We start from the raw sequence: 26,659 nt of genomic DNA, 5'->3' as shown, positions 1-26,659 counted from the left end.
CAGGTCCTTGGCCACCGACGCGTACGTCCCACCCGGGCTGGAGTGGTACAGCGCGATGGCATCGGCCCGGAACTCAGGCGAGTACTTCGACGTCCACAACGGGAACTCCTGTCCTATGGATCATCACGATCCAATGATCAGGGTGTCCACGCTCAAGGGGAAACGCCCGCGCGGGCCTTGCCCCAAGACGCGGACGGTGCCCGACTCGGCCGGCCGATGTCCCTCGATGACCTCGAGGGCCGAGGTCTTGCCTGCGCCGTTCGTGCCGAGCAGCGCGTAGAACTCGCCACGCCGCACTTGGAACGACAGGTCCTTCACGGCATGGAAATCGCCGTAGCGGACGTTGAGCTTCGTGACCTCGATGACTGCTGTAGTGGACATGCCTCGATTCCACCGGCCGCGACGCGCTCTCGGCAGTGGCATCGCATCACGTCCCCGCCATGACATTCCTGGCAGGCATGCATGACGCAGTGTCACTGGTGTGCCGGAAGCTCCGCACGGATACTGGCTGAACGATGTCTGAAATTACCGAGGCGACGACACAGGGACGGCTGCGCCGGCTCAACCTGATCACCCTGCTCCCGGTGGTCACTGTCGGTGGGGTGCTCCTGGTGGCGCTGGACGCCGAGTCCTGGCCGGACGCTGTGGTCCTGGGCCTGGGTGTGGTCGCGGCACTGGTGGCCTTCGTATCCTGGACGGCAGGCAGTCTGGCCCGGGTCGCCGTGCCGTGCCTGGTCCTCACCGCGGGCGTCTGGCTCTTCGGTGTGCTGGTGGCCGGGAGTGGGAAGGCGATCTTCGGTCTGTCCATCGTGGGCCCGTTAGTCGTGCCGCGGCTGCGCCGCCGTCGTGGCGCGGCCGCCGTCACCCTGGTCGCCTACGTCGCCGTCGTGGGCGCGGCACGGTTCCTGGTGACGGATGACGACCCGCGTCAGGTGCTGATCAGGTATGTCATCGTCCCCGCGGGCGTCACCGCCATCGTGACAGGGCTGATGTTCCCCAACAAGCGGTTCTACGACGTCGTCCACGACTTGGAGGAGTCGCGTCGGCATGAGGCGGAGCTGGCCGTGGTGCGTGAGCGTATGCGGTTCGCCAGCGACCTGCACGACATCCAGGGTCACACCCTGCACGTGGTGAAGCTCAAGGTCGCCCTTGCACAGAAGCTGGTGCACCGCGACCCCGGCCGGGCGGAGCAGGAACTGCACGAGATCTACTCACTCGTCAGCGACACCATCACCCAGACCAAGGAGCTCGTCTACGCGCAGCGTCGACTCAACCTCCCCGCTGAGCTGGAGAATGCGAAGAACCTGTTCGAGGCCGCTGGCATCAAGGTACACATCCGCCGCGATGCGTGCTCGGACAGTCGCACGGGCGAGCTGCTCGGCCAGGTCCTGCGCGAGACAACAACCAACATCCTGCGGCACGCCCAGGCGCGGGAGGTCCGGATCACATTGTCCGAGTCGGGCATCACCATCGTCAACGACGGCGCAGCAGACAAGCCGCTCTCAGAACTCAGCGGTCTCGCCGTTCTCGAACAACGCGTGGCCGACAACGGGGGAAAGCTCACAGTGGACCAGAAGAACGGGCATTTCCTGACCGCCGCCGACTTCCCGTCGCCTGGTCCCGAGGCACAGGAGGCCCGATGACCACCATCGTACTCGCCGACGACGAGGCACTCTTGCGCAAGGCGCTCGCGGCGCTGCTGCCGCTCGAGGGCGACATCGTTGTGCGCGCCGAAGCCGCGGACGGCGAGGACGCCGTCCGCGCCACCCTGCGGTACCGGCCCGACGTGCTCGTCGTCGACCTGGAGATGCCCGGCGTCGACGGGCTCAGCGCCGTCTCGGCAATCCGCAGCGTTCAGCCGGACCAGGTGATCCTCATGCTGACCAGGCACGCCCGGCCCGGGGTACTGCGCCGGGCGCTGAAGCTCGGTGTCCAGGGATTCGTCAGCAAGTCCGCTGAACCGGCGCACATCGCGTCCGTCATCGCGACCCTGCACGAGGGACGGCGCTGGATCGACCCGGACGTCTCCGCGCTCGCCCTCATCGACGACTGCCCACTCACCGACCGCGAGATCGACGTCCTGCGCGCCACGGCCGACGGCTACTCCGCCGCCGAGATCGCCGGTCGGCTCCACCTCGCCGAGGGCACCGTCCGCAACTACCTGTCCAATGCGATGTGGAAGACCCAGGCCCAGACCCGGCACGAAGCGGCGCGGTACGCCCGCGAACACGACTGGCTGTGACCACACCCGACGAGTGTCACGTCGGGGCCTCCTTCGGGCTCGGCTCAAAGTGACCTGTGTTTGTGCGGGTGCTGTGGCCATCGGCCCGCCTCCGTGACAGCATAGTTGACGCGACAACCAGATTTGTGTGGGAGGTGCTCCCGGTGAGCAACGTGGAAACACGGTGCCGCAGCGCTGCGGTGCACTCGTCGAAGGCGACCGGCCGACCGGAGCACCCCGGGCCGATGTCCTGTCGGCGCGTGAAGCCCCCTGGGCGGTCCACGTGCGATGCACGTGCGGCGGAGGCTGCCCCAGCGAGAGCGCACACCCATCGGCGCCTGGTGCTTCGCCGATCTCTACAGCCCGCACCAGGTCGCTGCGTCGGGTGGCCTGGACCCGCCCCCGCCTCCACACACCGGACTGCAGACGGTGAGCCGGCGGTCCCCACCCCCGAACACCACCGTCGTCCACGGCGCCCAGTGGTGGGTCGCGCTGCACCCCAGGGACACCGCGACACCGCCCCGGACTTCCAGCGCTACGCACCCGAACTCGCGCAGGTCGTCGGGGCCAGGACTTTCCTGGCGGCCGCTTTCCCGCGCCGGCCCCCTGCCGAACGCCGTCATCACACCGCGCCAGAACCCATCGGCCCGCTGGCCTACACCCTACGAAGGGCACACCATGAGCGAGTCGTTTACCACCACGGTCGTCGAGCGTGCCGACGCAGCTCGCAACCGGCAGCTCCTACTGAACACGGTCCGCGAGATGATCAACGAGACTGGCGTGGAGCAGGTGACAATGGACGGCCTGGCCGAACGGGCGGGCGTAGGCAAAGGCACCGTCTTCCGCCGCTTCCGAAGCAGGGCCGGCATCTTCCACGCCCTCCTGGACGACGACGATCGCGCCTTCCGGGAACGAGTCCTCTACGGCCCCCCACCCCTGGGCCCCGGCGCAATGCCGGCCGCCCGACTGGTGGCCTACGGCCGTGCCCGCATCAGGTTCCTACTGGAACGTCATGCCATCGCCCGCGCCGCCTTGGATCACAACCAGTCGATTCCCGCCGGGGAGTCGACCTTGTCCCAGATCCATCTCCGCATGCTTCTTGGACAGGCCGGGGTCGACGCCCCGGACGTCGACAGCCGCGCCCTGCAACTGACCGGCGCGCTCGAAGGCCCCATCCTGCTCTACCTGCCCATGTCCCCACGGGCCGACAACGCCCGCCATATCGCACGCCTGGCCGACAGCTGGCAGATCCTCATCGAACACCTCTGTCAGCCGACCCCTGAGCGGGAAGCCGAAGCCGACCGGGAGGGGTGACGATGGGCGCCGCCGAGCGGGCCCCAGCACCGCCAGATGATTGATGCATCATCTTCTTGCCAACATAGGAGCCAGCCGCACGTCGGCCGACCAGCAGAATCTCGCACCGCGGAGTTCTGGGTCACGGCACCCACCTTTCGAAGACGAGAATTCATCAGTGCGGTCGATGGCGGCGTCCGCCAGGGAAGGCATGGCGCACGTCACCCGCGATACCCCTCGACCGCGACAGAGCAGCCAGCGAACGACTCCCAGCCTCCCGGGCCGGACGATGCACTCATGCCCGCACCCCACGAAGCACCACCACTCCCCCACTGGTTGACGCATCAGTCAAATGCCCAGATAATTGACTCCTCAACAATCGGCCTGCGCAGGAGCCCACCACGCCGAGGAGACCGGCGTGGACGTCATCGCACTCGGCGAACACCACCGCCCGGAGTTCGCGATCACCACCCCGGAGACTGTGCTGGCCGGGATCGCCACGCGCACCAGCCGGATCCGTCTGAGCTCCGGCGTGACCGTGCTCAGCTCCGACGATCCGGTCCGCGTGTTCCAGCGGTTCGCGACTGTGGACGCACTGTCCAACGGCCGGGCCGAGGTCATCCTCGGACGCGGATCGTTCACCGAGTCGTTCCCCCTCTTCGGATACGACCTCGCCGACTACGACGTGCTGTTCGAGGAGAAGATCGAGCTCGTCGCCAGGCTGCTGGAGGAGAAGCCCGTCACCTGGAGCGGCAGCAAACGGGCTCCACTGGAGAACGCCGACGTCTTTCCCAAGACCGAGTCCGGTCACCTGAGCACCTGGGTGGGCGTCGGCGGTTCTCCCCAGTCGGTCATCCGCACCGCGCACTACGGCTTCCCGCTGATGATCGCCATCATCGGCGGCAGCCCGGAACGCTTCGTGCCCCTCATCGATCTCTACCGGCACGCCGCAGAACAGTTCGGCACGACCGCCCACCCTGTCGGCATGCACTCGCTCGGCTTCATCGCCGACACGGACGAGCAGGCCCGGGAACTGCACTGGCCGGGCCACAAGGTCGTCCGGGACCGCATCGGCGCACTGCGGGGCTGGCCACCCCTGCGCAAGCAGGAGTACGACTCGGAGATCGAGCACGGCTCCCTCTACATCGGGTCGCCAGAGACGGTCGCCCGCAAGATGGCCCGCGCGATCAAGGCACTCGGCGTCGGCCGCTTCGACCTCATCCACGGCAACCAGCCGATCAGCGCCCGCCTGCGCGCCGTCGAGCGGTACGGCACCAAGGTGCTCCCGATGGTCCGCGAGATCCTCGCGAGCCGACACCGTGAACGGAGAAGAAGACATGCTCAGCACGCCCGTGAACACCGTAGGCAGCCTGGGTGCGGGCAAGGTCGGCACGGCGCTGGGGCGGCTGGCCCTGGCCGCCGGCTACCGGGTGCTCATCGCGGGCTCGGGCGACCCCGCCAAGATCGCGCTCACCATCGAGGTCCTCACCCCTGGCGCGATCCCGGTCACCGCGGCTCAAGCCGCCGCGGTGGCGGACGTCGCCATCCGCGCGCGAGGCTGAGACGCACCCGCGCCCCCGCCTCGCAGGGCAGGCGGAGAGCTGGGCGCAGTAGTTTGTGCCGGTGCTCGTCGGGTCGTCGCTGGGGTCGTGCAGCCGGACCTCGATGAGGACGGTGGCTGTCTCAGGGGCGGGGAATGTTTCGGAGGTTGGCGCGGGCCAGGTCGAGCATCTTGCCGACGCCCCCGTCGAGCACGGTCCGGCCCGCGGCGAAGGCGAATCCCCTGACCTGGGCGGCCGAGATGTGCGGCGGGATCGACAGCGCGTTGGGGTCGGTCACCAGGTCGACCAGGAACGGACCGTCGTGGGCGAGCGCCCGCTTGAGTCCCTCGACGACATCCCCGGGGCGCTCGATGCGGATCGCCTCGATGCCCGCGCCGCGGGCGATCGCCGCATAGTCCACCGGCTCGTGGTCGGTCTCGTGCTCCGGAAGCCCCTCGACCAGCATCTCCAACTTCACCATGCCCAGGGAGGAGTTGTTGAAGACGATCGTCTTCACCGGCAGATCGTGCAGCTTCACTGTGAGCAACTCGCCCATCAGCATGCCCAGTCCACCGTCACCCGACATCGATATCACCTGGCGGCCGGCGTAAGCGAACTGCGCGCCGATGGCGTGCGGCAGCGCGTTGGCCATCGTGCCGTGCAGGAACGAACCGATCACCCGGCGCCGCCCATTGGGGGTCAGATAACGCGCCGCCCAAACGTTGGACATGCCGGTGTCCACCGTGAACACAGCGTCCTCAGCCGCGAGTTCGTCCAGAACCGAGGCCGCGTACTCAGGGTGGATGGGGGTGTGCCGCTCGACGTCGTGGGTGTAGGCGGAGACCACCGTCTCCAGCGACTTGGCATGCTTGTGCAGCATCCGATCCAGATAGGTACGGTCCCGCTTCGCCTCGACCAACGGCAGCACCGCCCGCAGCGTCTCCCGGACGTCGCCGTGGACCCCGAGTTCCAGCACAGTACGACGGCCGAGTCGGCCGGCATCGTGGTCGATCTGCACGGTCCGTGCCTGCGGCAGGAAGTCGTTGTACGGGAAGTCGGTGCCGAGCAAGACGACCAGGTCGGCCTCGTGCATTGCGTCGAAGCAGGCGCCGTAGCCCAGCAGACCGCTCATGCCCACGTCGTACGGGTTGTCGAACTGGATCCACTCCTTGCCCCGCAGGGTGTGCCCCACGGGAGCGGCAGCCATCTCGGCGAGCGCCATGACCTCGGCGTGCGCGTCCCGCACTCCCGCACCGCAGAACAGCATCACCTTCCGAGCCGCGTTCACCTTCTCGGCCAGCGCCCGAACCTGTGTGTCCGGCGCGACAACCCGGCCGCGCTCAGTGACCAGGTCGCTGCTTCCCGTGGGATGAGTCGCCACATCGTGCGCGACATCGCCCGGTATCACCAGGACCGACACCGCGCTGTTGCCAAGAGCCCGCTGCATGGCGATCCGCAGAACCCGGGGCATCTGCCCAGGCGTGCTGATCATCTCGCAGTAGTCGCTGCACTCTGTGAACAGCCTTTCCGCGTGGGTCTCTTGGAAGAAGCCGGTGCCGATCTGGTGGGACGGGATGTGCGAGGCGAGCGCCAGCACGGGCGCACCGGAGCGGTGCGCGTCGTACAGTCCCTGGATCAGATGCGTGTTTCCAGGGCCACAGCTTCCGGCACACACCGCGAGCCTGCCGGTCAACTGTGCCTCAGCTGCCGCAGCGAAGGCAGCGGCCTCCTCATTCCGAACATGCACCCACTCGATGCCGTCGGTACGACGCACCGCGTCGACCACCGAGTTCAAGCTGTCACCCACCACGCCATAGATCCGCTCCACGCCCGCCTGGCGCAGAATGTCCACCATCTGCTGGGCCACGGTCAGCTTCCGCATCGCCGGACTTCCCCCCTCGGGCTGCACACCCACCTCATGACTCTCGACAGCCAATATAGTTGACGGATCCACCTTAAAGGCATGAGCGCCAGGGCTCTCCACTGGGGACGGCTCAGCCGCCAGACCTTGCCAAGTGCCCCAGAACCCGGGACGGCGGCAGAAGCCGAGAGCCTTCAGGTCCTTGCAAGGAGGTGGCAGTGACGACAGGCAGGCCGACCACCTTCTCGGCGGCGGGGATGGCGACAGATAGGGCATCTGGAAGCAGTCACTGAGCACCACCGCGTCGGCGCCGTGAATGTCGAGGTGGTCGGCGAACTCGGACAGTCTGGTCGGGTTGAGGCATCGGCGAATACCTGCGCGCACCCGACACCGCGCAGTCCGGGAGCAACGCGCCGTGTCGCATGCGTATCCAGGGCCCTTGACGATGTGGCCGCAGCCGACGACGAGCGCACATCCGCCAGAGCACGCTGGGGCTACGGCCAGGCCGGGTAGATCTTCGGGGTGCCAGTCGCCCGACTCGGCGGATCCTGCTGACGCTTAGACGCCACTTCACTTGGCCAGTCGGCGGTGGCATATGAGAGTCGCGGCGATGTCAGTGAAGGCAAGGAAGTGTTCCGGCTTGCGCTGGTAGCAGCGATGGAGGCGTCGGCAGCCGATCAAACCAGCATGTTGATGCTCTGCGAGCCCTGAGTGACATTTGTAATGGGAACTGGTGACAGCCCGCCATGGCGAATGCGGGGTGCCCAGGAGATCGTAGAGCCATGAGGAAGCACCGCACACCTGCAGGAAGGGCGGCTGGCCGTGGGGACGCGATAGCTGGTTCAAGGAGACCGAGACCATGGCCTTCCACGACCGGTACCTGGCGGGCAAGAAGCCCACAAATGCCTATCCCGCCTACGCGGTGCAGGACGACACCGGTGCCTGGCGCGGCCAGAAGGCGTGGCCGGCTGCGGACAAGCCCCGTCACGCCCAGCCTCGGCGGCGGCAGCCAGCCGGAATGGAACCTGGCGGCCGGATACCGCCTCGTAGTGGAGATCGGCTCCGTCGAGACCCGGGACTGGCTCGACACTTCGTCCAAGCATCCGCCTTCCACCGTCAGAGCACCCCACCGCCCAAGGAGAATCAATGCAGGACGAGATGCTGATCGTCGAGGATCTGCTGCTCACGCTGATGGACGACAAATCCGGGGCGATCGCTGGCGAGGGTACGCTGTACTACACGCTCGGAGGGGCCGTGCTGGCCGAGCTCGCCCTCCGCGGCAATGTGACGGTTACTGAAGGCGACACGGGACTGACCGGCCTCAAGGTGCACGCCGTTTCCGGCCATTCGGTCGCGGATCCGCTGCTCCAGGCCGCGTACCGGAAGACCGCCGAACGCACACGGGGCGTCCAGACGCTACTTGTCGAGATCGGCGGGGAGCTGCGCAGCACGGTCCTCGACCGACTCGTCGACCGGGGCATGGTGAGCCGGGAACGAAAGCGGAGGCTGGGCCTTTTCCACACGACTTCCCTATCTGTCGCGAATACCCGGCACAAGGCCGAAGTCCTGCGGGAGGTGCGCGCTGCTTTGGTGGACGGGAGGACGCCTGGCGATCGCACTGCGGTGCTGATCGGGCTCATCTCCGCCAGTGGCAGCCTGCCCAGCCTCCACCGCACCATTCCGTGGTCGGGGAAGGTCTACGAGCGCGCAAAGGAATTCGAGAAGGGAGCCTGGGGAGCGGACGCGGTCAACACCGCCGTGATGCGTACGTTGGTGGCGATCTCGGTAGGAAGCACCGTCGCCGTGACCAGCGCTGCCGGCTGAGGCAGGATTCCGGCGCGGCCGGAGGGACCGGTGGAGATGTGGCCTCGGTGATGAAAGCAGTCGACCCCGAAGCTCACATGGCCTGCGCGACACCAGCACGCAGAACTGCAGCAGCGGTGCGGAGAGGACTCTCTTCTCCTCAAATGACTCTCCCCCAAGCAGCAGCCCTGAGTCGCTCAGGCCGCGCAGCGGGAGCTCGGAACGTCCGGAGCCTAGATAGAGCATGGAGCCGGAGTCGAGAGGCACCCCGTCGACCTCGGTGGCCCCGGACATCGTCAGCACGGTGTACTCGAAGTCCGGCTCCACGGGCAGCCGTACGTTTGCGCCTTCGGCGAGTGCGAGGTCGGCGCTGACGAGAGGTGTGTACGTCGTGCCCGGCGAGACCGCGCCGTCCAGTCCGCCCAGGACGACGGTGGCCTTCAGTCCCGGGGCCGTGACGACGGGCAGGTCGGCGTGGTGCTCGCGCTGGGTACTCGGCTGGTCGATGGCTCCGCACATGCGGACGGAGCTGGTCATCGACGCGCTGCAGATGGCGGTGGCCGCCCGGGGCGGAGACGTGGCCGGTGTGGTGTTCCACTCGGACCGCGGATCGCAGTACACCTCGGCGGCGTTCGCGCAGGTCTGCGGCCGGTTCGGGGTCCGCAGGAGCATGGGCAGGGTCGGCTCGAGCTACGACAACGCGGAGGATGCTTCGGCAGCACGAGGCGAGTCTCCGGTGGCGCATCGGCCCGACCGGCTCCGACTCCTCCCTCGACAGACACTGTTCGCCGTCGTGGCCGTCGACGCGCCGTGGGCGCGTACCCTACGAGTCAGACGCCAGAACGCCCGGAGGCCGGGTCGGGCCGCTGAGGCCGCTCGCCGAGGACCCGCGCGAAGAGCGCCTCCCGCAGCGCCACTTCACGAGGATCGTCCCAGAGCCGAAATCCGGTGCGGTTCATCGCGTACGCGAAGCCCGTACCGGTGTCCGGGTCTGCGAAGGCGAACGACCCGCCCAGGCCCATCGTCCCGAAGGCCCGGTCCGACTCGGAGCCGAACCTGAACGCGGGGAACGGCTTGACGTACCCCAGGGAGAACCTCGTCTCGACGCGCAGCACCTCGTCGAACAGTCCGCCCGTCGGAGGTGTGGCAGCGACGCGCAACGCGTCCATCGTGGCATCGGTGAGGCCCAGGGCGGCGCCGCCGGTCGCCACCTCGCCGTAGAGCTTGGCGATCGACCGCACCTGGCCCACGCCGTTGGCCGCCGGAATCTCCGCGGCCTGCACATCCGGCCGGTTGAAGTTCTCCACGGCACCCAGCACCCGCGGATTGCCGAACGCCCGGGAGCTCAAACTCCGTGGGTTCGCGTATGCCCGGACGAATGATGCCGGCATCGCTCTCAGGTGCAGCAACATCTCCCAGGAGCGAAATCCGTGGATACGGGCGACCCGATCGCGATCAGCGTCCTGCGGCAGACCGAGGTGGAAGTCGAGGTCGAGCGGCGTCGCGACCTCGTCGGCGAAGAACCGGCCGATACGACGTTTCCCAGGGTCGATCCGACTGATGAGCTCACTCTCGTACCATCCCAACGACTGGCCGTGGTAGCCATGCCGGGTGCCCGGCTCCCATGCCGGACGCTGTTCGGCAAGGGCCGTGGCGAGGGTGCGAGAGCCAGCAAGGTCGCCGAGCTCGAGCGGCCGGTCGATCACCGCCAGCCCGGCCTGATGAGCGAGCAACTGGCGGACGGTGACATCGCCCTTACCGGCGGCGGCGAACTCAGGCCAGTATGTCGCCACGCGCTCGTCGTGGTCGAGCAGGCCACGTGCATGCAACACCGCGAGCGCCACTGCTGCCACACCCTTGGATGTCGAGAAGACCGGCACCATCGTTTCCGCCTCCCAGGGGACCCGATTGCGGCCGTCCCGATATCCGCCCCAGAGATCCACGACCTTCCGCCCGCCGTGGTAGACGACGCAGGCGGCGCCGATCTCGTTGCGTACGGCGAAGTTCTCGCGAAAGGCGTCGGCCACTGCGCCATAACCTTCATCCACGTCACCACGAACCATGCGGGCTGGTACATCGAGCTTGAAGACCACTGCTTTCCCTTCATGTCGACCGGCTCCTACCCTGGCGCGTCGGGTGACCGGCTGGGAGGGACTGGCGATCCCTCCCTATCGGGGACAGGATGAGCACGTGGATCGATCGAGACTGGCGGATTTCCTCCGGCGCCGCCGCGCCGCTCTGGTTCCGGACTGGCCGTCGGCTCGACGGGTTGTCGGCCTGCGTCGCGAGGAGGTCGCCGAGCGCGCCTTCATTTCCACGGACTACTACACGCGGCTCGAGCAACGTCGCGGACCACGCCCGTCCGAGCAGGTGACGGCTGCGCTCGCGAGCGCGCTCCAGCTCACCGCCGACGAGCGAGACCACCTGTTCGCACTGATCGGGCACAACCCACCGATCCGCGCCACCGGCATCGAGCAGATCGATCCGGCACTGGGGCTGGTTCTGGATTCACTGGATCACGGGGCGGCGGCGCTGGTGACATCCAACATCGGCCAGACCCTGCTGCAGAACCCATTGGCTCGAGCCCTGTTCGGCGACCAGACACAGTTCACCGGACTCGACCGCAGTGGCTACTACCGCTGGTTCGCCCGCCCCGAAGAGCGCGACATCTATCCCGCCGACGTCCACACCGCACAGAGCCAGACGTACGCGGCCAGCATCCGCGCGGCGATGGACATCGAGCCGGACGCCGCCGAGATGACCGCCACGGTGACAGCGTTGCTCACCGTCAGCGCCGAGTTCGCCGCGTTGTGGAGCCGTCACGAAGTGCATGTCTGCCAACAAGAAACCACCGCGGTCCTTCATCCGGTGGCCGGACGCATCAACCTTGACTGTCACGTCGTCTTCGGCGAAAGCCGCCGCCAGAAACTACTCGTGCTGAAGCCGCGGCGCGACATCGACCTTCGCAAGATCATGGGGCATCCAGCTGTACCTGAGTGAGTGCTCGAGATACTCACGGGCAGTGATGGTTACGGGTCCGCCTGTACTGGGCACAAGGCCCGGACACCCACGAACGTGGAACCAGCCGGCCGACTGGAGGCCACGCCGCCGGAGGCGGCAGATTCAACTGGTGATCGCAGCACCGGGTTTTTGGGACGAGTGGAGGTGGTCGTCGAGTGCGGCCGGGACTTCCATCCGAGCGGTCTGCGGCACCGGCAGCAACATCGACGCACTGTCCCCACACCGGCACCGCTTCCACAGCGACTGGAACTACACCATCCACCCCAAGCCTCACGACACTGCCCGCGCAGCGAAGAACGCCCGGTCGGCCGGCACCCCGTTTCCCGCAGCATCGTCACGGGTGTCTGCCACAACCCGGAGCTGGCCGACATGACCCCTCACGGGCGCTGGACGAACTGGTCGACCGACTGGCCCAGGAAGATGGGCGAGGCACGTGAGCAAGGCCGACTACAGCACTCTACCTGCGCAAACTCGGCACCCGAAGCCTGTTCGCCCAGCTCTTCGGAGTCAGCGGCGGCACCCTCACCAGGGCCGTCCACCTCGGTGTGGATCTCGCGGATCTCGGCCACCAGGGCGTCATCCGCCGCCTGCCGGGCGGCCCGCGCGTCCGCGCCGGCCAGCCACCGGTAGTAGCCCGAGCGGGAGAGGCGAAGCACCCGGCACAGCCGCTGAACGCCGAACTCGCCGACGTGTGCGGAGATGAAGTCCCAGCGGCGGGAGGTCACTTCATCTCCTTGGCAAAATACTGGGCCGCCCGGCGCAGGATCTCCCGTTCCAGCTGCCATTCCTTCTCGGCTTTCAGCAGCCGGGCGTTCTCGGCACGCAGCCGGGCCACCTCGGCCTCCTGGGACCCCGCCTGCCCTGAACCGCCCGCCGCGGCCTGGCCGCCGCCCTCGGCCGCTCGCACCCACAGCCGCAGCGTCTCGCGGGTGATGCCCAGGTCAGCGGCGATGGCCTTCATCGTCCGCTGTCCCGCCGAAGCCCGCCACAACGCCACCGCGTCCGCCCGGAACTCCGGGGTGTATATCCGCCCTGCCATGTGAACCATCTTCCCGGACCATCAAGATCCGCCATCAGAGTGTCCACACCGCGGGGGTCACCTCAGTCTTCGCCATCACCGACGCCTCGGGCGGTGCCTCGAAGGAAGCCCACGACATGGCCGTGCAGCGCATGATCCAGGCGGGCGTGGTACCGATTACCTGGATGGCCGTAGCGAGTGAGTGGCAGCGCGACTGGGCCCGCGAGAAGACCATCCCGGCCATGACCGAGGTCCAGCTTGAGCACGGGGGCGCCACTGGCGTCGCCTTCGGCTGGGAGATGCAGCTGCTCGCCGCAGGACGCGCTGGAAGCGACGTCTGACATGGCCGCGGAACAAGCTCCCGTCCGCATTGGGTACTGCCTGTCGCTGACCGGTCCCCTCGCGGACAACGGCCGGTCAGCCCGGCTCGCCCATGAGATCTGGCGCGAGGACATCAACGCTCGCGGTGGACTGCTCGGCCGTCCAGTCGAGTTCGTCCGCTACGACGACCAGGGAGACGCCTCCCTGGTTCCCGGGATATACGAACGGCTGATTGACGAGGACAGGGTTGACCTCGTCATCGGTGGATACGGCACCAACACTCTGCTGCCGGCCATGCCGTTGGTGATGGAGCGGCAGCGATTCTTCGTCGGGCTCATGGGCCTCGGAGTCAACAATGCGCTCGTCTATCCGAACTACTTCGCCATGATCCCGACCGGGCCGGATCCGAACGCCGCGCTCACCGATGGGTTCTTCGAACTCGCCGCGCAGCAGAATCCGCGGCCCGCGACCGTGACGCTCGTCTCCGCGGATGCCGAGTTCTCCCGCAATCCAGTTCTCGGCGCCGGGGCCAACGCCGAGAAGCGACTGCCACCAGCGGAAAGGCCTCAGCGCTCGCCCGTCCCCGGGCTGGATCCGCCGCACGGCCCGACGACGCTGCCACTCTTTGAACGTGTCCCGGTTCCCGTTACTCGCTCGGCTCCGCCGCGCAGGCGAGGTCCTGCGGCGGGCGTTGCCCAGTGGTCAGGAATGCCGTCACCGCGTCGTTCGCGCACGTGTTGGGGCCGAACGGATAGACGCCGTGCCCGCCCTGGTCGGCCGTCACCATCGTGGCCCGCTTCCCGAACGCGTTCCGTAGCTTCCGGGCGCCGGCCAGCGGTGTCCCCGGGTCGCGTTCGTTCTGCACCATGAGCACGTTCGACGGGCCCCGGTCACCGATGCGCACCGGCGGTTCGACCCGCTTGTCCGGCCAGAACGCGCATGGTCCGATGCTGGCCGTGGACCCGCCCAGCATCGGGTACTTCAGCCGGTCGACCGCGACGTTGCGCTGATAGTCCTGGACCATCCCCGGCCAGCGGGTATCACTGCATATCACTGAAAAGCGGGAGGCCATGCTGTTCTCTATGTTCTCCGGCAACGGCAGTGCGGGCGGCAGAGGCCGGTCCCCCTTGAGCGCTTGCCAGGTGGCGGCCAGCAGGGGCATGGTCGCATCGCTGTAGAGGTACTCGAACGTGAGCCCGCGGAACAACGTCCCGTCGATGCCCTGGACCGGCTTCGCCTCCAACCGCTTCGCGAGGTCGAAGAACTCCGCGGTCACCTGCTCCGGCGTGGTGCCCAGACCGTACTCGGGACGGGCGGCCGCGAACGCCGCGAAGTCCGGGAACCGGTCCTCCATTCCACGGGCGAACAACCGCATGGCCGTAACGTCGTAACCGCCCGGGCCCAGGTTGCTGTCGAGCACGACCCGGTCGCCGCGCTTGGGGAACATCGTCGCGTACACCGCACCGAGGTAGGTGCCGTACGAATGACCGAGGTACGAGAGCTTCGGCTCGCCCAGCGCCACCCGGATCCGGTCCATGTCGCGCGCGGTGTTCGCGGTGGTGGTGTGCGGCAGCATCCACGCCGTCCGCGAGGTGGCGCACTGCTCGGCGACGGTCCGCGCGTACCTCGCCTCCCGCGCGACATCGGCCGCGGTGTGCGCGTACGGCGGGAAGTTGCGGCGTGCCTGCTGTTCCGGCGTCAGATCGCAGGTCACCGGCGCGCTGCGACCGACGCCGCGCGGGTCGAAGCCGATCACGTCGTAGGAGTCCAGCACCTTCTGGGGCAGCCCTGAGCCGGCGAGAAGGGCCGGGTAGTCGAGTCCCGTACCGCCGGGGCCGCCTGGATCGGTCAGCAGCACGCCGCGGCGCTGCGAGGGGTTCTGGCTCGCCAGTCGCGAGATCGCGATCTCGATCTGCCGGCCGTCGGGATCCCGGTAGTCCAGGGGGACTTCGAGCGTCGAGCACTCAAGACGGGGCGAGGCGATGTCCTCCGGGCACGGGCCCCACCGCACGGTGTCCGGCGTCGTCGCCAACGACACTCCCGGAATCGCGGTCACCGCCACCGCGGTGGCGGCAAGGGCGAGGGAGAGTGTTCTGCGCATCTGATGTCCTCCTGAAGGGGCGCATGGGGACGCCGGAACGAGGGCTCGGAACGCCCGCCGTCAGGTCCTGCCGGCCCGTGGAGGCCGACCGGACAGGACCTGGCCGCGTGCCGGATTGCGTCAGGCCGTTTCTCGGCAGCGGATTTCCCCGGAATCACCGGCCCGCCCGGCGTCCGGTTCCCGGTGGGTGTGTGCCCAGCCACCGAGCACCATCGCGACGAGCGCGATGGATCCGAGAAGAGTCATCCGGCCGGCAAGGCCGCCCGGGACCCAGTCGAAGATGCCCCACAGCAGCTCGGAGTCCCGGTTGAGCAGACCGCGGATCACCGCTTGGGCGGCCAGGGCCGTGATCACCATCCCCACCGTCTCAAAGGCTCCGAAGCCACCCTCGCGCATCGCGCTTCTCCGTCTCGTGTCCGGTTGTCTCGGCACGTGAACGAGTCTGTCCGTGCGGCGCGGCCTCCACATCAGCCCGACGGCTCACAAGGCCCTCGACCACAGGCGAGACGGTCATTCGACTCTGGTCCAGGGCGTATCATCCCTCGGTCCGACTCACCGGACATACGGTGTCGCGATAATGACCAGGTGGACACGGACGTCGCACCATGGCTCGGATGGTGGCCGCATGCCTGGCGGCTGGCAGCGGCCGCCGCAGTGGGCATACCGGTCTGGCTCGCCACCGGTGTGCTGCTGAAGTGGCAGGCGGCCGGAACGGGCTCCTGGTTCCTGATCGGTGATCCGCTGGTGGCGCTCGGCTGCTTGACGGCGCTCGTGTGGCGGCGGCGGTTCCCGCTCGCCGTCGCCATGACGGTCGCGATCGCGTCGACCGCGTCGGCACTCGCCACCGGCGCCACGCTCGTGGCGCTGGGTTCGGTCTCCACCCGTCGCCATCCGGTGGAGATCGGGGTCGTCGGGCTGGCCTACGTGACCGCGTCACAGTTCGCCGTCGGGCTCTACCCCGTCCAGGGGCCGAGCCCGCCCGGCCCGTGGTGGGTCCAGCTCGCGTTCTCGGCACTGACCGCGGGCATCGCGGCGGCCGTGGGCATGGCCATCGGCGCGCGGCGTGCCGAAGTGCGGTCCCTGCGGGACCGGGCGGAGAGCGCGGAACGGGAACAGACCGCGCGAGCGGCGCAGGCACGGGCCCTGGAACGCAACCGGATCGCGCGCGAGATGCACGACGTGCTCGCGCACCGGATCTCCCTGGTCGCCATGCAGGCCGGGGTGCTGGACCACCGCGACGACCTCACAGCCGAGGAGAACCGCGTACTGGTCCGCTCCATCGCCGACGGCTCTCATCAAGCCCTGGAGGAACTACGGGATGTCCTCGGTGTGCTCCGGGCCGACCCGACCCGCCCGGAACCACCACAGCCCTCCCTCGACCGCATCCCCGAACTGGCAGCCGACGCCCGCGCATCCGGGCTGGACGTCACACTCACCACCAGCCTGACGGCAGATCCGCCCGACGTCGTAGGGCGAACCTGCTACCGGATCGTCCAAGAAGGACTGACCAACGCCGCCAAACACGCCCCGGGCGCACACATACACATCACCCTCGAAGGAACAGAAGGCGACCAACTAGAGGTCAATGTCCGCAACTCCCCAGCCATCACAAAAAACGTGCGACCGCCGGCGTCGGGATTTGGCCTGCTCGGCCTCGGCGAACGAATCACCCTCGCCGGCGGAACACTCGACCATCACCCCACACCCGACAACGGGTACGTCCTCACCGCACGACTACCCTGGCCGAACCCCACCCACGAAAAGAGAACATGAGTGGACAGCGAGCGGGAGCCGGTGCGCGTCGTCATCGTCGACGACGACCAGCTGGTGCGCGTGGTGCTGCGGCTTGTCATCGACGGCGAACCGGACCTGACCGTCGTCGCGGAGGCCGCCGACGGGGACGCCGCGATCACCGTGGTAGATGAGCAGCGGCCGGACGTCGTGCTGATGGACGTGCGGATGCCCGGCCGTGACGGTCTCAGCGCGACCCGGGAAATCCTCACCCGCCGGGCGCCACCCCGGGTGCTCATGCTGACCACGTTCGACTCCGATGCTCTGGTGCTCGGCGCGCTGGACGCAGGAGCACTCGGGTTCGTCCTCAAAGACACCCCACCGCCGCGGATTCTCGATGCGGTGCGGACCGTCGCGGAGGGCAACCCCGTACTGTCTCCAGCGGCCACGGCACGGGTGATCGCCGCAGCCACCGGTCCACGGTCCTCCTACGCTCGCGACTCGACCCGCGAAGCCGCACAGAAACGGCTGGCCGCGCTGACCGAACGAGAACTCGAAACCGCCCGGGCCATCGCGGACGGGCTGGGCAACCCGGAGATCGCCCGGAGGCTGCACATCAGCATCGCGACCGTCAAGGCACACACGGGCAACCTGTTCGCCAAGCTGGCGGTCGAGAACCGGGTACAGATCGCGCTCCTGGTCCGCGACGCGGAGGAATGACGGACCCCGCGACGGGGTGAACCTTGAGCGGGCGCAGCCCCTTTCAGCGGCAGGCCGAGTTGCTGGCCACCATTCCCGGGGTGAGCGCGCACACCGCCGAGGTGATCCTCGCCGAGATCGGCGCGGACATCGGCCGCTTCCCCTCGGCCGGCCACCTCGCCTCCTGGGCAGGGGGGTGTCCGGGCAACCACGAGTCCGCGGGCAAGAGCCCGTCGGGCCGCACCCGCCCCGGCGACCCGTGGCTCAAGGGCGTCCTCGGACAAGCGGCGATCTCCGCCTGCCGCACCAAGGACAGCTACCTCGCCTCCCGCTACCGGCGCCTGGTCGGACGCCGCGGCCGCCGACGGGCGCCGGCCGCCCTGCAGCACTCCATCCTGGTCTCGATCTGGCACATGTCCGCCCGCGACATCGAGTACGCCGACCTCGGTGGCGACTACCTCATCGAACGCACCGGCAAGACCCGCGCCACCCCCCGCCTGGTCAGCCTGTGGGTGCCGGAAACTGTGTCACCCGAGGTGACCTGCGGGTTCGGATCTGCCAGAGCGCAGGAAGCCGGCGAGTGCTGTGCGGCATCATGCTGGGTCGTGGCGATACGTCTGATCTATCAGCTCGCGTGTCAGCTCTTCCGATGGCTTGCGCTGCTGGCCCGGTCGAGTGCGGAGAAAGACGTCGAGATCTTGATGCTCCGGCACCAGCTCACCATCGCGCAACGCATCCAGCCACGACCTCAATTTTCCTGGAGCGATCGGGCTGTCATGGCAGCGCTGCTCCGGATGGTGAATAAGCACCATCGTGCACGGCTGGCGTTGCTGGTCACTCCACGGTCGGTCCTGCGCTGGCACGCACGCCTCGTCGCCCGGAAGTGGACCTGTCCACACCGCCGTCCAGGCCGACCACCGACGCCGGAAGCACTGCGGCAGCTGGTCCTGCGCCTCGCACGGGAGAACCCCGGGTGGGGATATCGACGGATCCACGGCGAACTACTCGGCCTGGGACGCAAAGTCGGCGCCTCGACCGTCTGGGAGATCTTGCAGAAGGCCGGGATCGACCCCGCACCCCAGCGCACCAGCCAGTCCTGGCCCGTCTTCCTCAAAGCCCAGGCCTCCGCCATCGTGGCCACCGACCTCTTCCACATCGACACGGTCTTCCTGCGGCGCTGGTTCGTGCTGTTCTTCATCGACCACGGCACCCGCCGCGTGCACATCGCCGGCGTCACCCGGCACCCGACCGGCCCCTGGATCACCCAGCAAGCGCGGAACTACCTCATGGACCTCGGTGACCGCGCAGAGTCGATCAGATTCCTCATCCGGGACCGCGGCGCCTACTTCACCGACAGCTTCGACGCCGCCTTCCAGGCGGCCGGCATACGCGTGATACCCACACTGCCCGCCGTGCCACGGATGAACGCCATCGCCGAACGCTGGATCGGATCATGCCGACGCGAGGCAACCGACCGCATCCTGATCACCGGAGAACGCCACCTACGCCTCGTCGTCGGCGAGTACGCGAAGCACCACAACAGACACCGGCCGCACCGATCCCTCGGACAACGGCCACCAGACCAACTCACCAGCCCCGAGCCGCCTATCGCCAGGGACAACACTCGCATTCGTCGACGCGACCGACTCGGCGGCCTTATCCACGAATACTCGCAGGTCGCATAGGGTGACACAGATTCCGGCACCCACAGGCCCCTGGCTACACGCTGCTGCGCATCGACTACCTGGGACGGCACCAGAGCCCCGTCACCATGGCCAACGACGGCTGGGTTCTTACCGCCTTCAGCCGCTACTGCCCCGACTGCCTGCGTGACACCGCCGACCTCCCCGGCGGCCCCGTCTGGGACGGCACCTGGCGCCTCCCGCACACCTTCCTGTGCGAGCGACACAACCGAATCCTGGCCTGGCGATGCCCCGCCTGCCACGCGCCAGCCTTCTCCAACGGTTACCGCGCCGACGGACGATGGCGCCCCACACAGCTCGTCCCTGCCCCTGCACAGCGCCTGCACCCCATCCGCTGTCGCCACCCACCGCCCCGGCACCGGCCGAGCTGCCGTCTGCGGCCAGGCGCTCGACCAGCCCGCCGGACCGCTCGTACGGCCCACGTCGGCCGTGGCACACGCGCATCAGCCGCTCGCCGATGCCGCCGCCGGGGCCGATCACGAGGTGACGAGCCTGGGGCAGCACGTGTCCGCCCAGTGGTTCTTCAACGATGTTCGCGCGACCGTCTCAGCCGTACGCGGAACCTGGCCCATGGCCGGCGACCTCATCGCCGAGTTCGGGCCGATGGACACCGGCGCTGCGCACGTCGAGGCTCTGCGCCGCCCGCGCCCGGAACGCACGACGGCGCTGGGCGACGGGCGGGTGGCCCGGACCTTCGGACACCCGCCCGCAGACCCGCTCGCGGCTGCAGACCTGATGGCCATCACCGTGGCCATCCTCGACGACCCGTCCGGACACCACACCCTCGCGCGCCTCCTGTCCGCCCTGCCCTCGACCAGCACCGCCCACATCCGTCTGCGTCATCACGCCCAGCACTGCTCACCTGCCATGACCGCGGTGATCCGCAGCAGTGTCCGTTTCCCCCGCAAGGCCGCCGGCCCGCCCGCCCTCTTCCCACAGCCCGCCACCCACCGCGGCCGACTCGACCCACGCACCATCTCCACGCCCCTGCCCGAACACTGGGCTGTTCCGCTCGACGAACTCGACGCACCGAGACCGCAACTGCGCAGGGACGCGGCCATCCGCCTCGTCCAGATGGCCATCGGTCGCTCCCGCCGCTCCGCGGCCCTCTACCTCGGGATCCTTCTCGGCTCACTGCACTCCGCCACCATCAGCATCCGCACCTGGCAGAAAGAACCGGGCAACGCCACGGCGTACCGGAGAGCTCTCCACCGCGTCGCCGAGATCGCCATCGCGCAAGGCCAGGCCGAGGGGGGGCGGTGCCGGAGGCGGGTGACAGCGCCGTTTGACGTTGGTCCCGCGGAGAGCCTTGGTCTTGAGCTGTGTCTCGGGGGTGAGGCCGATTTTCCGGCAGGGCTCGGCGCCTCAGGCCCGTCAAATGACACTCGCGCAGCGATGTCTCAGTGGAAGGCGGGAAGGGGTGCCTGCCCGATATTGCCCGCGAGCCGCACGACAGCGTCGAGATCCGGTTGGGCGTCGTTGTCCACGACGATGTGCCGGGCTCCGGACCAGGCGCAGTCCTGGGCCCCGAGCCGTTGCCAGAATGCGGGCCAGTCGGCCAGCTTGGCCCGGTCTCGTGGCAGACCTCGTTGCGTCAGTCTCGTACGAACGGTCTCCGCGGAGGCCCGCACCTCGACCACGACGACAGGTGTTCCCGCCGGCCAGGAGGCCCGGTCGGCGGAGACAGTCAAGAAGTCGGGGTTGCCGAGGTACGCCGCGAAAGGCGCGTCCAGGACGATGGGGAGGCCCAGCCGCAGGTTGTCGGCCGCTGTGGCGAACAGCGCCTTGTACTCGGCCGGCATCAGCCGTTCGATGTAGGTCGGGTCGTCTTCGCGGCCTCCGGCCCGCCGGCCGACCAGTTCGAGTGCGGCGTCCACGAGGTCGCCGGCCAGGGAGTCCTTGTCGAGGTAGACGGCGCGGAGCCGGCGTGCGAGCTCGCGGGCGACATGAGACTTTCCCGAGCCTGCTGGGCCGATCGCGACGAATACCGGTGGTGTCCCGGACGTGGGGGCCAGCGGGTCAGGCGCGGGCATTGGCCACCGCCTCGAGGAATGTCCGGGCCGCCGCGCGGACCGGGTGCTGCTCTGTGCTTTCTCGCTGCGCCGCCTTGGTGATGAAGCTTCCGACGCCGACCGCCGCGACTCCGGCATTGAACCACTCGTCCACGTTGTCCGGGGAGACGCCTCCGGCCGGGACCAGGGGGATGTGGCCGAGTGGTTCGAGTACTGCACGGGCGTAGTCGCGGTTGAGGACCGAGGAGGGGAACAGCTTGACGAGATCGGCTCCTGCCGTGGCCGCCTGGACGATCTCCGTGGGTGTTGCGGCTCCGCAGATGCTGACGGCCTGGTATCGGCCGGCGGTTTCCAGCATGCCGGAATCGACCTGGGGGCTGACCAGGAAGCGCGCTCCGGCCTGGATGCTGGCGTACGCGGCAGTCGCGTCGAGTACGCTGCCGGCGCCGATCTCGGCCTCGGGGTACTCCGCGCTCAGCCGGCGAATCACGTCCAGGGCACCCGGCGTGGTGAGCGTCACCTCGACCGCTCGTATCCCTCCAGCGATGGCCTCGCAGGCCACTTTGTACGACGCCTCTGCGGTGGGCAGGCGCACGATCAGCACCGTTCCGGTGTCGCAGATGGCATTCAGCGTGCGCAGCTTGCGCATCGAGTCACCTCAAGGAAATCCGTTGTCGGGGGGTGTTGACAGAGCTTAGGACCCTCTGTTTCGGTAATGCAATCGATCTCAGCAATCGATCGCAGCGGCCGACCTCAGAGGGGACAATCGGCAGAAGTTGCTCCATACCGAAAGTGAGGAGGCGCGTCGTGAGACGTCCGCGAACGGCAGTTCTAGGCGCCCGCCACTGGCACGTACCCCTGTATGTCAGCGCCTGGGCGGACACTCACGATGTCGTGCTGGTCCAGGACGAGGAGCCCGACGGGGTCACGGACATCGCCCGACGCCTCGACGCGCCCGTCTGCGGGGAAATCGGGGAGGCTCTGGACGCCGGGCCGTTGGACCTGGCCTACGTCTTCGGGCCGCACGACCGCATGGTGGACACCTGCCTGGACCTGGTCGAGCGTGGCATTCCCTTCATGGTGGAGAAGCCGGGTGGCACGGGGCCCGAGGACGTGGAGCGGATCCGGGATGCGGCCGTCTCGGCAGGGGTGGCGGTGACTGTCCCCTTCGTTCAGCGTGGCGGCCCCGTGGATCACGCGCTGTCCCTGGCCGGCGCGCCGACGTACCAACGGGCGAGCTTCGTGGCCGGCCCACCGGAGCGCTATCACGCGGCAGGCTGCTCGTGGATGCTCGAGCCCGCGCGCTCGGGCGGGGGGTGTCTGGTGAACCTGGCGCCGCACTTCATCGACCTCTTCCTACAGCGGAGCCGGGCCCGGCGCGTGGAGCTTGTGGCCGCCAACCTTTCCGCGAGCCTGCACGGCGAGGCCGTTGAGGATCACGCCACGCTGGTGCTCGCGGGCGACGACGGCAGCGAGGCCATCATCGAGGTCGGCTATGCCTTCCCGTCGAGTCCCGCGAAGCGGTACTGCTCCTACACCAGCGCCGGCGAGGGGGGATACGTCGACGTGGGTACCTCCGGCGACGTCTCCTTCACGCGTGCGTCGGACGGTGTCACCGAGTCGAGCGCCATCGACGTGGACAGCGACCCGCTGTATGACGTGTTCGTTCGACAGGTGGCTGACACCTGGGCGGACGGCTTCGCCGGGCTGCCTACCCTGGCCGACCTTGCCGACACAATGAGGCTCGTCTGGGCCGCGTACAAGCGGTCTCCCATTGCGTCTGTGGAGGTCAGCCATGGCTGAGGTGAGCATCGACGACGTCGCCGCCCGAGCGGGCGTGCATCGTTCCACGGTTTCCCGCGCCTTCTCCCGGCCTGAAGCCGTGAATGCCGAAACCCGGAAGCACGTCCTGGAGGTGGCGAAGAGTCTCGGTTACCGGGTGAACCCGTTGGCGCAAGCTCTGCGCCGCCGTGCGAGCAAGCTTGTTCCGCTGCTCGTCCCGGACATCACCAACCCCTTCTACGGTGAGCTGGCGAGGACCATGGCGGCTGCGGCGGCCGACCGGGGTTATCAGTTGGTGTTGTGCGTGACCGGCGGCGAGGTGGCCCAGACCAATGCGTATCTGACATCGCTGCAGGAGATGTACGCGCCCTTCGGGATCGTCGCGCCGTCGACCACTGTGGACCTCGACGAGCTGCAGAACGTCGCGCTTGGCAGCAAGGTCGTTGTGGTCGACCGTGTCGAACAGGCGCAGGTGCCGACCGTGACGGTGGACAGCGCCGAGGGCATCGCACTCGCCGTGGACCATCTGCGCGGCCTGGGGCACCGGCGCATCGCCTATGTGTCCGGCATCTCCGGGGCGTACACGTCCAGGGACCGCCTGGCCGCCTACGAGGGGCTGGCCGCGGAGCTGGACATGCCGGCGGTGGTCCTGGACGGAGGCACCGGGCCCGACGTGGGTGAGCGGGCCGCCCAGCGTCTGGTGGACATGACACGCGAAGAGCGCCCGACAGCAATCATCGCGGCCAATGACATGGTCGCCTTCGCCCTCATCTCCGCTCTTGGTGTGCGCGGTGTGTCCGTCCCGGACGAGGTGTCGGTGATGGGCTTCGACGGCCTGGAGTTCGGCGCCCGGTTCAACCCACGGCTGACCACCGTCCGCCAGCCCATCGCCGACATGGGAGTGATCGCCATCGACCTCGCCGAGAAACTCCTTAAGGACGGGGAGACGAGCCATGTCGTTCTGGCCCCGGACCTGCTGGTCCGTGAGTCGACCGCGGAGGTGCCCCGATGAGCCTGCCCGCAGGGTTCCAGCACGTCGACCATGTCGCCTTCACGGTGCCCGACCTCGGCGAAGCGGTCACCTTCTTCACGGACGCCTTCGGAGCCGAGGAGCTCTACCGCTCGACGCGGGGGCCCGACGCCGACTTCATGCCCGCGCATTTCGAGGTCCCGGCCGATGCCCACCTGGAACTCGCCATGCTGCGCATGCCGCCGAACCTCAACGTGGAGCTTTTCCAGTGGTGGAGCACGGACCAGCGCCGCGACTACCCGCGCCACTGCGATGCCGGCGGCCACCACCTGTGCTTCACCGTGGCGGACGTCGACACCGCCGTCGAGCATCTCCGCTCGCACGGCGCCTGTGTGCTGGGCGGAACCAAGGAGGTCGGCCCGGACAGCCCGCGCGTCGCGGGCAACCGGTGGACCTACCTCCGGGCGCCCTGGGGCCTGTTGATCGAACTGGTCGACCGCTCCCGCGTCCACAACCCGCCACCGCTGATCGGGCCTGCCGACTGGACTGCCCCCTCCCGAACCGAAAAGGACCTGTAGTGCGGATCATTGGCCACACCCTCGGCACACCGGAACAGACCCTCCCCGAGGCGCTGGAACTCTTCGCCTCCGCCGGTCTGGACGGAGCGGAGGTCATCTACCAGAACGACTACCGCAGCGGACTGCCGATCGGGGACGATGCCGCCGCTGCCGAGGCGGCCCGCGCAGCGGACGATCTCGGCGTAGCGGTGGTGGGTCTCGCTCCGTACACCACGGGGCTCAACCACGAGGACCCGGCGCAGCGCCTCGCCGCGCTCGATGAACTGCGGTCGGCCATCGACTGCGCCCATCGCGTGGGCGCCACCCGGATCCGCGTGTACGCGGGTTCCTGGGGAGCGGATCGAACCGATCACGCCGCACACTGGGAGCGCCTGCAATCGGGGCTTTCGGAGCTGGCGCCGCTCGCCGCCGACGCCGGAGTACTCCTGTGCGTGGAGAACCACTTCGGAACCATGACGCAATCGGCGAAGGAGACCGCCCGGCTGATACACGAGGTGGACTCACCTGCCGTCCGAGTGCTCTACGACCAGGCGAACCTCACCTTCACCCACGACGAGGCATGGCCGGAAGCACTGCGGGAGCAGGGCGACCTGATCGGGCACGTCCACGTGAAGGACCTCGTCTTCACCGATCCGAACGCACCCTTCGTCGCCTCCGAGACGGCCCGGGTGAAGGCGGACGAGCGGGCGGTGCGCTCCCGCGTCGTCGGCGAGGGCATCGTGCCCTGGGCGGACATCCTGCAGGCGGTCAAGCAGCACGGATACGACGACGTCCTCAGCCTCGAATACGAGTACCGGTGGCACCCGCAGGACCTCCCGTCCCCGGCGGAGGGCTTCACGCGGTCCGCCCGCGCGCTGCACTCACTCCTCGAAGAGGCCGCCGGACTCGCACCCGCGGAGGTCTCCCAATGAGCCGGCCGCCGCTGCGTGTCGGAGTGGTCGGCGCCGGGAACATCGCACACATCGCGCAGCTGCCCACCCTGGCATCACGGGACGACGTCATCCTCGATGTCCTGGTATCCCGGCGCGAGGACCCCTCCGAACTGGTCCGCCGCTGGGGGTTCTCCACGGCGGTCCCGACCGTCGAGCAGGCACTCGAACGTGACCTGGACGCCCTGTTCGTGTTGACCCCGAGGTCAGAGCATGTCGTCGGCGTGAGCAGCGCGCTGGAGGCGGATGTGGATGTCTTCTGCGAAAAGCCCCTCGCGACCGCGACCAGTGACGCGGAGCGGCTCGCCGACCTCGCCGACGCGCGTGACCGCGTGCTGATGGTCGGCTTCAATCGCAGGTTCGCGCCGACCTACGTCGCCGCGCGTGACCAGTTCGGGGACGCCGGTGCCGCCTTCTGCGTCGCGCAGAAGAACCGCCGCGGCAGCGAGTACCGCGCGACCTTCGAGAACGCCATCCACATGGTGGATCTGCTGCGCTGGTTCTGCCCGGGCGAACCGGTCGACGTCTCCGCCCACGCCGCCGGTGACGACCCCTGGCAGGAGGACGGCGTCTCCGCCCTGGTCCGGTTCGCCGGCGGCGGCACCGGTGTCCTGACGGCGGCACGGACCGCTGGTGCGTGGGCCGAAAAACTGGATGCCTACGGCGCCGAGCGCTCGGCCGAGGTGGTGGCTCCGGACACGGTGACCCTCACCCGGGACGGTGCGAGCACGGTGCGCTCGATGAGCCCCGAGGCATTCGGCTGGGCCACGGCGACGAACACCTTCGGGTTCGCCGCCGCCGTTCACCACTTCCTCGACCGCGTACGAGACCGTGGAGCGCCGCTGACGTCAGGGCGGGAAGCCGCCCGCACACAGGCGCTCCTCGACGACATCCTGCAGGCCGCCGGTCTGCCCGTGAAGGAGCAGGAGGGCCGCACCTGGTCCAGCCACGCGACGCGCTGACCCTCCGCGAGCCTCGAACGGCCCCTCACGGAGCTGGCGCCGGCGGCGTCCCCTCTCGAAGAAGGCTTTCCGAACCGCCGACGTCGTCGACCGTCACAACCCGGTCCGCGGTG

At 68.5% G+C, this 26,659-nt stretch carries 23 protein-coding genes and 8 pseudogenes; 20 read left to right on the top strand and 11 right to left on the bottom strand.

Annotated elements, in window-relative coordinates; all coding sequences use genetic code 11:
- Positions 1-123 precede the first annotated feature (123 nt).
- Positions 124-381, bottom strand: a complete 258-nt coding sequence (locus ACWDSL_RS15150; RefSeq protein ID WP_450485391.1) for an ATP-binding cassette domain-containing protein — start codon at positions 379-381, stop codon at positions 124-126.
- 134 nt (positions 382-515) lie between these two features.
- Here ACWDSL_RS15150 and ACWDSL_RS15145 point away from each other — a divergent pair, with 134 nt between their 5' ends.
- The 5 genes and pseudogenes from ACWDSL_RS15145 to ACWDSL_RS15125 all read left to right on the top strand — a co-directional run bounded on the left by ACWDSL_RS15145 (position 516) and on the right by ACWDSL_RS15125 (position 5,076).
- Positions 516-1,643, top strand: coding sequence for a sensor histidine kinase (locus tag ACWDSL_RS15145; RefSeq protein ID WP_450485389.1), 1,128 nt, complete (start codon positions 516-518; stop codon positions 1,641-1,643).
- On the top strand, positions 1,640-2,242 hold the full coding sequence (locus ACWDSL_RS15140) for a response regulator (RefSeq protein ID WP_450485387.1): 603 nt from the start codon (positions 1,640-1,642) through the stop codon (positions 2,240-2,242). Before ACWDSL_RS15145 ends, ACWDSL_RS15140 begins: the two co-directional genes overlap by 4 nt.
- A gap of 657 nt (positions 2,243-2,899) precedes the next feature.
- Positions 2,900-3,535 (top strand): TetR/AcrR family transcriptional regulator, encoded by a 636-nt coding sequence (locus tag ACWDSL_RS15135; protein WP_450485385.1) that lies wholly within the window; start codon positions 2,900-2,902, stop codon positions 3,533-3,535.
- 343 nt (positions 3,536-3,878) lie between these two features.
- Positions 3,879-4,706: pseudogene (locus ACWDSL_RS15130) on the top strand (LLM class flavin-dependent oxidoreductase); the annotation flags it as partial.
- A 145-nt stretch (positions 4,707-4,851) separates the two neighbouring features.
- Positions 4,852-5,076 carry an NAD(P)-binding domain-containing protein gene (locus ACWDSL_RS15125; RefSeq protein ID WP_450485402.1) on the top strand — a complete coding sequence of 75 codons (225 nt, stop codon included), beginning with the start codon at positions 4,852-4,854 and terminating at the stop codon, positions 5,074-5,076.
- A 121-nt stretch (positions 5,077-5,197) separates the two neighbouring features.
- Here ACWDSL_RS15125 and ACWDSL_RS15120 read toward each other — a convergent pair whose 3' ends face one another.
- Positions 5,198-6,937, bottom strand: coding sequence for a pyruvate dehydrogenase (locus ACWDSL_RS15120; RefSeq protein WP_450485400.1), 1,740 nt, complete (start codon positions 6,935-6,937; stop codon positions 5,198-5,200).
- Positions 6,938-7,486: 549 nt separating this feature from the next.
- Positions 7,487-7,597: pseudogene (locus ACWDSL_RS15115) on the bottom strand (IS5/IS1182 family transposase); the annotation flags it as partial.
- A gap of 465 nt (positions 7,598-8,062) precedes the next feature.
- On the opposite strand from ACWDSL_RS15115, the gene ACWDSL_RS15110 reads away from it, so the two are divergent.
- Positions 8,063-8,740 carry a GOLPH3/VPS74 family protein gene (locus ACWDSL_RS15110; RefSeq protein ID WP_450485383.1) on the top strand — a complete coding sequence of 226 codons (678 nt, stop codon included), beginning with the start codon at positions 8,063-8,065 and terminating at the stop codon, positions 8,738-8,740.
- Between the two features lie 123 nt (positions 8,741-8,863).
- Here the strand turns inward: ACWDSL_RS15110 and ACWDSL_RS15105 are convergent.
- A pseudogene (locus ACWDSL_RS15105) lies at positions 8,864-9,202 on the bottom strand (pirin-like C-terminal cupin domain-containing protein); the annotation flags it as partial.
- Between the two features lie 22 nt (positions 9,203-9,224).
- On the opposite strand from ACWDSL_RS15105, the pseudogene ACWDSL_RS15100 reads away from it, so the two are divergent.
- A pseudogene (locus tag ACWDSL_RS15100) lies at positions 9,225-9,350 on the top strand (IS3-like element ISRhosp1 family transposase); the annotation flags it as partial.
- A gap of 199 nt (positions 9,351-9,549) precedes the next feature.
- Here the strand turns inward: ACWDSL_RS15100 and ACWDSL_RS15095 are convergent.
- A complete protein-coding gene (locus ACWDSL_RS15095) occupies positions 9,550-10,812 on the bottom strand; it encodes a serine hydrolase domain-containing protein (RefSeq protein ID WP_450485381.1) in 1,263 nt (420 codons plus the stop codon).
- Positions 10,813-10,855: 43 nt separating this feature from the next.
- Between ACWDSL_RS15095 and ACWDSL_RS15090 the strand changes: the two genes are divergently transcribed.
- Positions 10,856-11,719 (top strand): helix-turn-helix transcriptional regulator, encoded by an 864-nt coding sequence (locus ACWDSL_RS15090; RefSeq protein ID WP_450485379.1) that lies wholly within the window; start codon positions 10,856-10,858, stop codon positions 11,717-11,719.
- 184 nt (positions 11,720-11,903) lie between these two features.
- Positions 11,904-12,279: pseudogene (locus ACWDSL_RS15085) on the top strand (ISAzo13 family transposase); the annotation flags it as partial.
- 182 nt (positions 12,280-12,461) lie between these two features.
- On the opposite strand, the gene ACWDSL_RS15080 reads toward ACWDSL_RS15085, so the two are convergent.
- A complete protein-coding gene (locus tag ACWDSL_RS15080) occupies positions 12,462-12,779 on the bottom strand; it encodes a transposase (RefSeq protein WP_450485377.1) in 318 nt (105 codons plus the stop codon).
- 65 nt (positions 12,780-12,844) lie between these two features.
- On the opposite strand from ACWDSL_RS15080, the pseudogene ACWDSL_RS15075 reads away from it, so the two are divergent.
- Positions 12,845-13,099, top strand: a pseudogene (locus ACWDSL_RS15075) (hydrolase); the annotation flags it as partial.
- Position 13,100: 1 nt separating this feature from the next.
- Positions 13,101-13,559, top strand: a pseudogene (locus tag ACWDSL_RS15070) (ABC transporter substrate-binding protein); the annotation flags it as partial.
- Between the two features lie 166 nt (positions 13,560-13,725).
- Here the strand turns inward: ACWDSL_RS15070 and ACWDSL_RS15065 are convergent.
- Complete coding sequence (locus ACWDSL_RS15065) at positions 13,726-15,180, bottom strand: alpha/beta hydrolase (protein ID WP_450485376.1); 1,455 nt, start codon at positions 15,178-15,180, stop codon at positions 13,726-13,728.
- A 120-nt stretch (positions 15,181-15,300) separates the two neighbouring features.
- On the bottom strand, positions 15,301-15,576 hold the full coding sequence (locus tag ACWDSL_RS15060; protein WP_450485374.1) for a hypothetical protein: 276 nt from the start codon (positions 15,574-15,576) through the stop codon (positions 15,301-15,303).
- 189 nt (positions 15,577-15,765) lie between these two features.
- Here ACWDSL_RS15060 and ACWDSL_RS15055 point away from each other — a divergent pair, with 189 nt between their 5' ends.
- The 4 genes and pseudogenes from ACWDSL_RS15055 (at position 15,766) to ACWDSL_RS15040 (ending at position 19,295) form a co-directional block, all read left to right on the top strand.
- Positions 15,766-16,953 carry a histidine kinase gene (locus ACWDSL_RS15055; RefSeq protein ID WP_450485372.1) on the top strand — a complete coding sequence of 396 codons (1,188 nt, stop codon included), beginning with the start codon at positions 15,766-15,768 and terminating at the stop codon, positions 16,951-16,953.
- The gene (locus ACWDSL_RS15050; protein ID WP_450485370.1) at positions 16,954-17,631 is read left to right on the top strand and encodes a response regulator; all 678 of its coding nucleotides are present in this window, start codon (positions 16,954-16,956) and stop codon (positions 17,629-17,631) included.
- Positions 17,632-17,669: 38 nt separating this feature from the next.
- Positions 17,670-18,116: pseudogene (locus ACWDSL_RS15045) on the top strand (transposase); the annotation flags it as partial.
- A gap of 195 nt (positions 18,117-18,311) precedes the next feature.
- A complete protein-coding gene (locus ACWDSL_RS15040) occupies positions 18,312-19,295 on the top strand; it encodes an integrase core domain-containing protein (protein ID WP_450485399.1) in 984 nt (327 codons plus the stop codon).
- 564 nt (positions 19,296-19,859) lie between these two features.
- Here ACWDSL_RS15040 and ACWDSL_RS15035 read toward each other — a convergent pair.
- The 3 genes from ACWDSL_RS15035 to ACWDSL_RS15025 all read right to left on the bottom strand — a co-directional run bounded on the left by ACWDSL_RS15035 (position 19,860) and on the right by ACWDSL_RS15025 (position 21,974).
- Positions 19,860-20,156, bottom strand: coding sequence for a hypothetical protein (locus ACWDSL_RS15035; protein ID WP_450485368.1), 297 nt, complete (start codon positions 20,154-20,156; stop codon positions 19,860-19,862).
- A 557-nt stretch (positions 20,157-20,713) separates the two neighbouring features.
- Complete coding sequence (locus tag ACWDSL_RS15030) at positions 20,714-21,346, bottom strand: AAA family ATPase (protein WP_450485366.1); 633 nt, start codon at positions 21,344-21,346, stop codon at positions 20,714-20,716.
- On the bottom strand, positions 21,333-21,974 hold the full coding sequence (locus tag ACWDSL_RS15025) for a bifunctional 4-hydroxy-2-oxoglutarate aldolase/2-dehydro-3-deoxy-phosphogluconate aldolase (RefSeq protein WP_450485364.1): 642 nt from the start codon (positions 21,972-21,974) through the stop codon (positions 21,333-21,335). The genes ACWDSL_RS15030 and ACWDSL_RS15025 overlap by 14 nt, the downstream gene beginning before the upstream one ends.
- Before the next feature lie 143 nt (positions 21,975-22,117).
- Between ACWDSL_RS15025 and ACWDSL_RS15020 the strand changes: the two genes are divergently transcribed.
- From ACWDSL_RS15020 to ACWDSL_RS15000, 5 genes are read left to right on the top strand one after another with little or no spacing between them, the layout of a single operon-like run.
- On the top strand, positions 22,118-23,128 hold the full coding sequence (locus ACWDSL_RS15020; RefSeq protein ID WP_450485397.1) for a Gfo/Idh/MocA family protein: 1,011 nt from the start codon (positions 22,118-22,120) through the stop codon (positions 23,126-23,128).
- Entirely contained in the window at positions 23,121-24,119 is a 999-nt protein-coding gene (locus ACWDSL_RS15015) for a LacI family DNA-binding transcriptional regulator (protein ID WP_358646461.1), read from the top strand. Before ACWDSL_RS15020 ends, ACWDSL_RS15015 begins: the two co-directional genes overlap by 8 nt.
- Complete coding sequence (locus tag ACWDSL_RS15010) at positions 24,116-24,655, top strand: VOC family protein (RefSeq protein WP_450485362.1); 540 nt, start codon at positions 24,116-24,118, stop codon at positions 24,653-24,655. Before ACWDSL_RS15015 ends, ACWDSL_RS15010 begins: the two co-directional genes overlap by 4 nt.
- Complete coding sequence (locus ACWDSL_RS15005; protein WP_450485360.1) at positions 24,655-25,566, top strand: sugar phosphate isomerase/epimerase family protein; 912 nt, start codon at positions 24,655-24,657, stop codon at positions 25,564-25,566. The genes ACWDSL_RS15010 and ACWDSL_RS15005 overlap by 1 nt, the downstream gene beginning before the upstream one ends.
- Complete coding sequence (locus tag ACWDSL_RS15000; RefSeq protein ID WP_450485358.1) at positions 25,563-26,546, top strand: Gfo/Idh/MocA family protein; 984 nt, start codon at positions 25,563-25,565, stop codon at positions 26,544-26,546. Before ACWDSL_RS15005 ends, ACWDSL_RS15000 begins: the two co-directional genes overlap by 4 nt.
- Positions 26,547-26,659: the final 113 nt, after the last annotated feature.

Source organism: Streptomyces sp. NPDC000941, assembly GCF_053599555.1.
Note: the sequence above shows the minus strand (reverse complement) of the source record. Positions and strands in the feature narration are given on the sequence as shown.

What these genes read in the sequence shown, in the direction of transcription:
- ACWDSL_RS15150 (WP_450485391.1), bottom strand. Translation starts at nt 381, where the DNA reads ATGTCCACTACAGCAGTCATCGAGGTCACGAAGCTCAACGTCCGCTAC.
- ACWDSL_RS15145 (WP_450485389.1), top strand. Translation starts at nt 516, where the DNA reads ATGTCTGAAATTACCGAGGCGACGACACAGGGACGGCTGCGCCGGCTC.
- ACWDSL_RS15140 (WP_450485387.1), top strand. Translation starts at nt 1,640, where the DNA reads ATGACCACCATCGTACTCGCCGACGACGAGGCACTCTTGCGCAAGGCG.
- ACWDSL_RS15135 (WP_450485385.1), top strand. Translation starts at nt 2,900, where the DNA reads ATGAGCGAGTCGTTTACCACCACGGTCGTCGAGCGTGCCGACGCAGCT.
- ACWDSL_RS15125 (WP_450485402.1), top strand. Translation starts at nt 4,852, where the DNA reads ATGCTCAGCACGCCCGTGAACACCGTAGGCAGCCTGGGTGCGGGCAAG.
- ACWDSL_RS15120 (WP_450485400.1), bottom strand. Translation starts at nt 6,937, where the DNA reads ATGCGGAAGCTGACCGTGGCCCAGCAGATGGTGGACATTCTGCGCCAG.
- ACWDSL_RS15110 (WP_450485383.1), top strand. Translation starts at nt 8,063, where the DNA reads ATGCAGGACGAGATGCTGATCGTCGAGGATCTGCTGCTCACGCTGATG.
- ACWDSL_RS15080 (WP_450485377.1), bottom strand. Translation starts at nt 12,779, where the DNA reads ATGGCAGGGCGGATATACACCCCGGAGTTCCGGGCGGACGCGGTGGCG.
- ACWDSL_RS15065 (WP_450485376.1), bottom strand. Translation starts at nt 15,180, where the DNA reads ATGCGCAGAACACTCTCCCTCGCCCTTGCCGCCACCGCGGTGGCGGTG.
- ACWDSL_RS15060 (WP_450485374.1), bottom strand. Translation starts at nt 15,576, where the DNA reads ATGCGCGAGGGTGGCTTCGGAGCCTTTGAGACGGTGGGGATGGTGATC.
- ACWDSL_RS15040 (WP_450485399.1), top strand. Translation starts at nt 18,312, where the DNA reads ATGCTCCGGCACCAGCTCACCATCGCGCAACGCATCCAGCCACGACCT.
- ACWDSL_RS15035 (WP_450485368.1), bottom strand. Translation starts at nt 20,156, where the DNA reads ATGACGCAGACGGATGTGGGCGGTGCTGGTCGAGGGCAGGGCGGACAG.
- ACWDSL_RS15030 (WP_450485366.1), bottom strand. Translation starts at nt 21,346, where the DNA reads ATGCCCGCGCCTGACCCGCTGGCCCCCACGTCCGGGACACCACCGGTA.
- ACWDSL_RS15025 (WP_450485364.1), bottom strand. Translation starts at nt 21,974, where the DNA reads ATGCGCAAGCTGCGCACGCTGAATGCCATCTGCGACACCGGAACGGTG.
- ACWDSL_RS15015 (WP_358646461.1), top strand. Translation starts at nt 23,121, where the DNA reads ATGGCTGAGGTGAGCATCGACGACGTCGCCGCCCGAGCGGGCGTGCAT.
- ACWDSL_RS15010 (WP_450485362.1), top strand. Translation starts at nt 24,116, where the DNA reads ATGAGCCTGCCCGCAGGGTTCCAGCACGTCGACCATGTCGCCTTCACG.
- ACWDSL_RS15000 (WP_450485358.1), top strand. Translation starts at nt 25,563, where the DNA reads ATGAGCCGGCCGCCGCTGCGTGTCGGAGTGGTCGGCGCCGGGAACATC.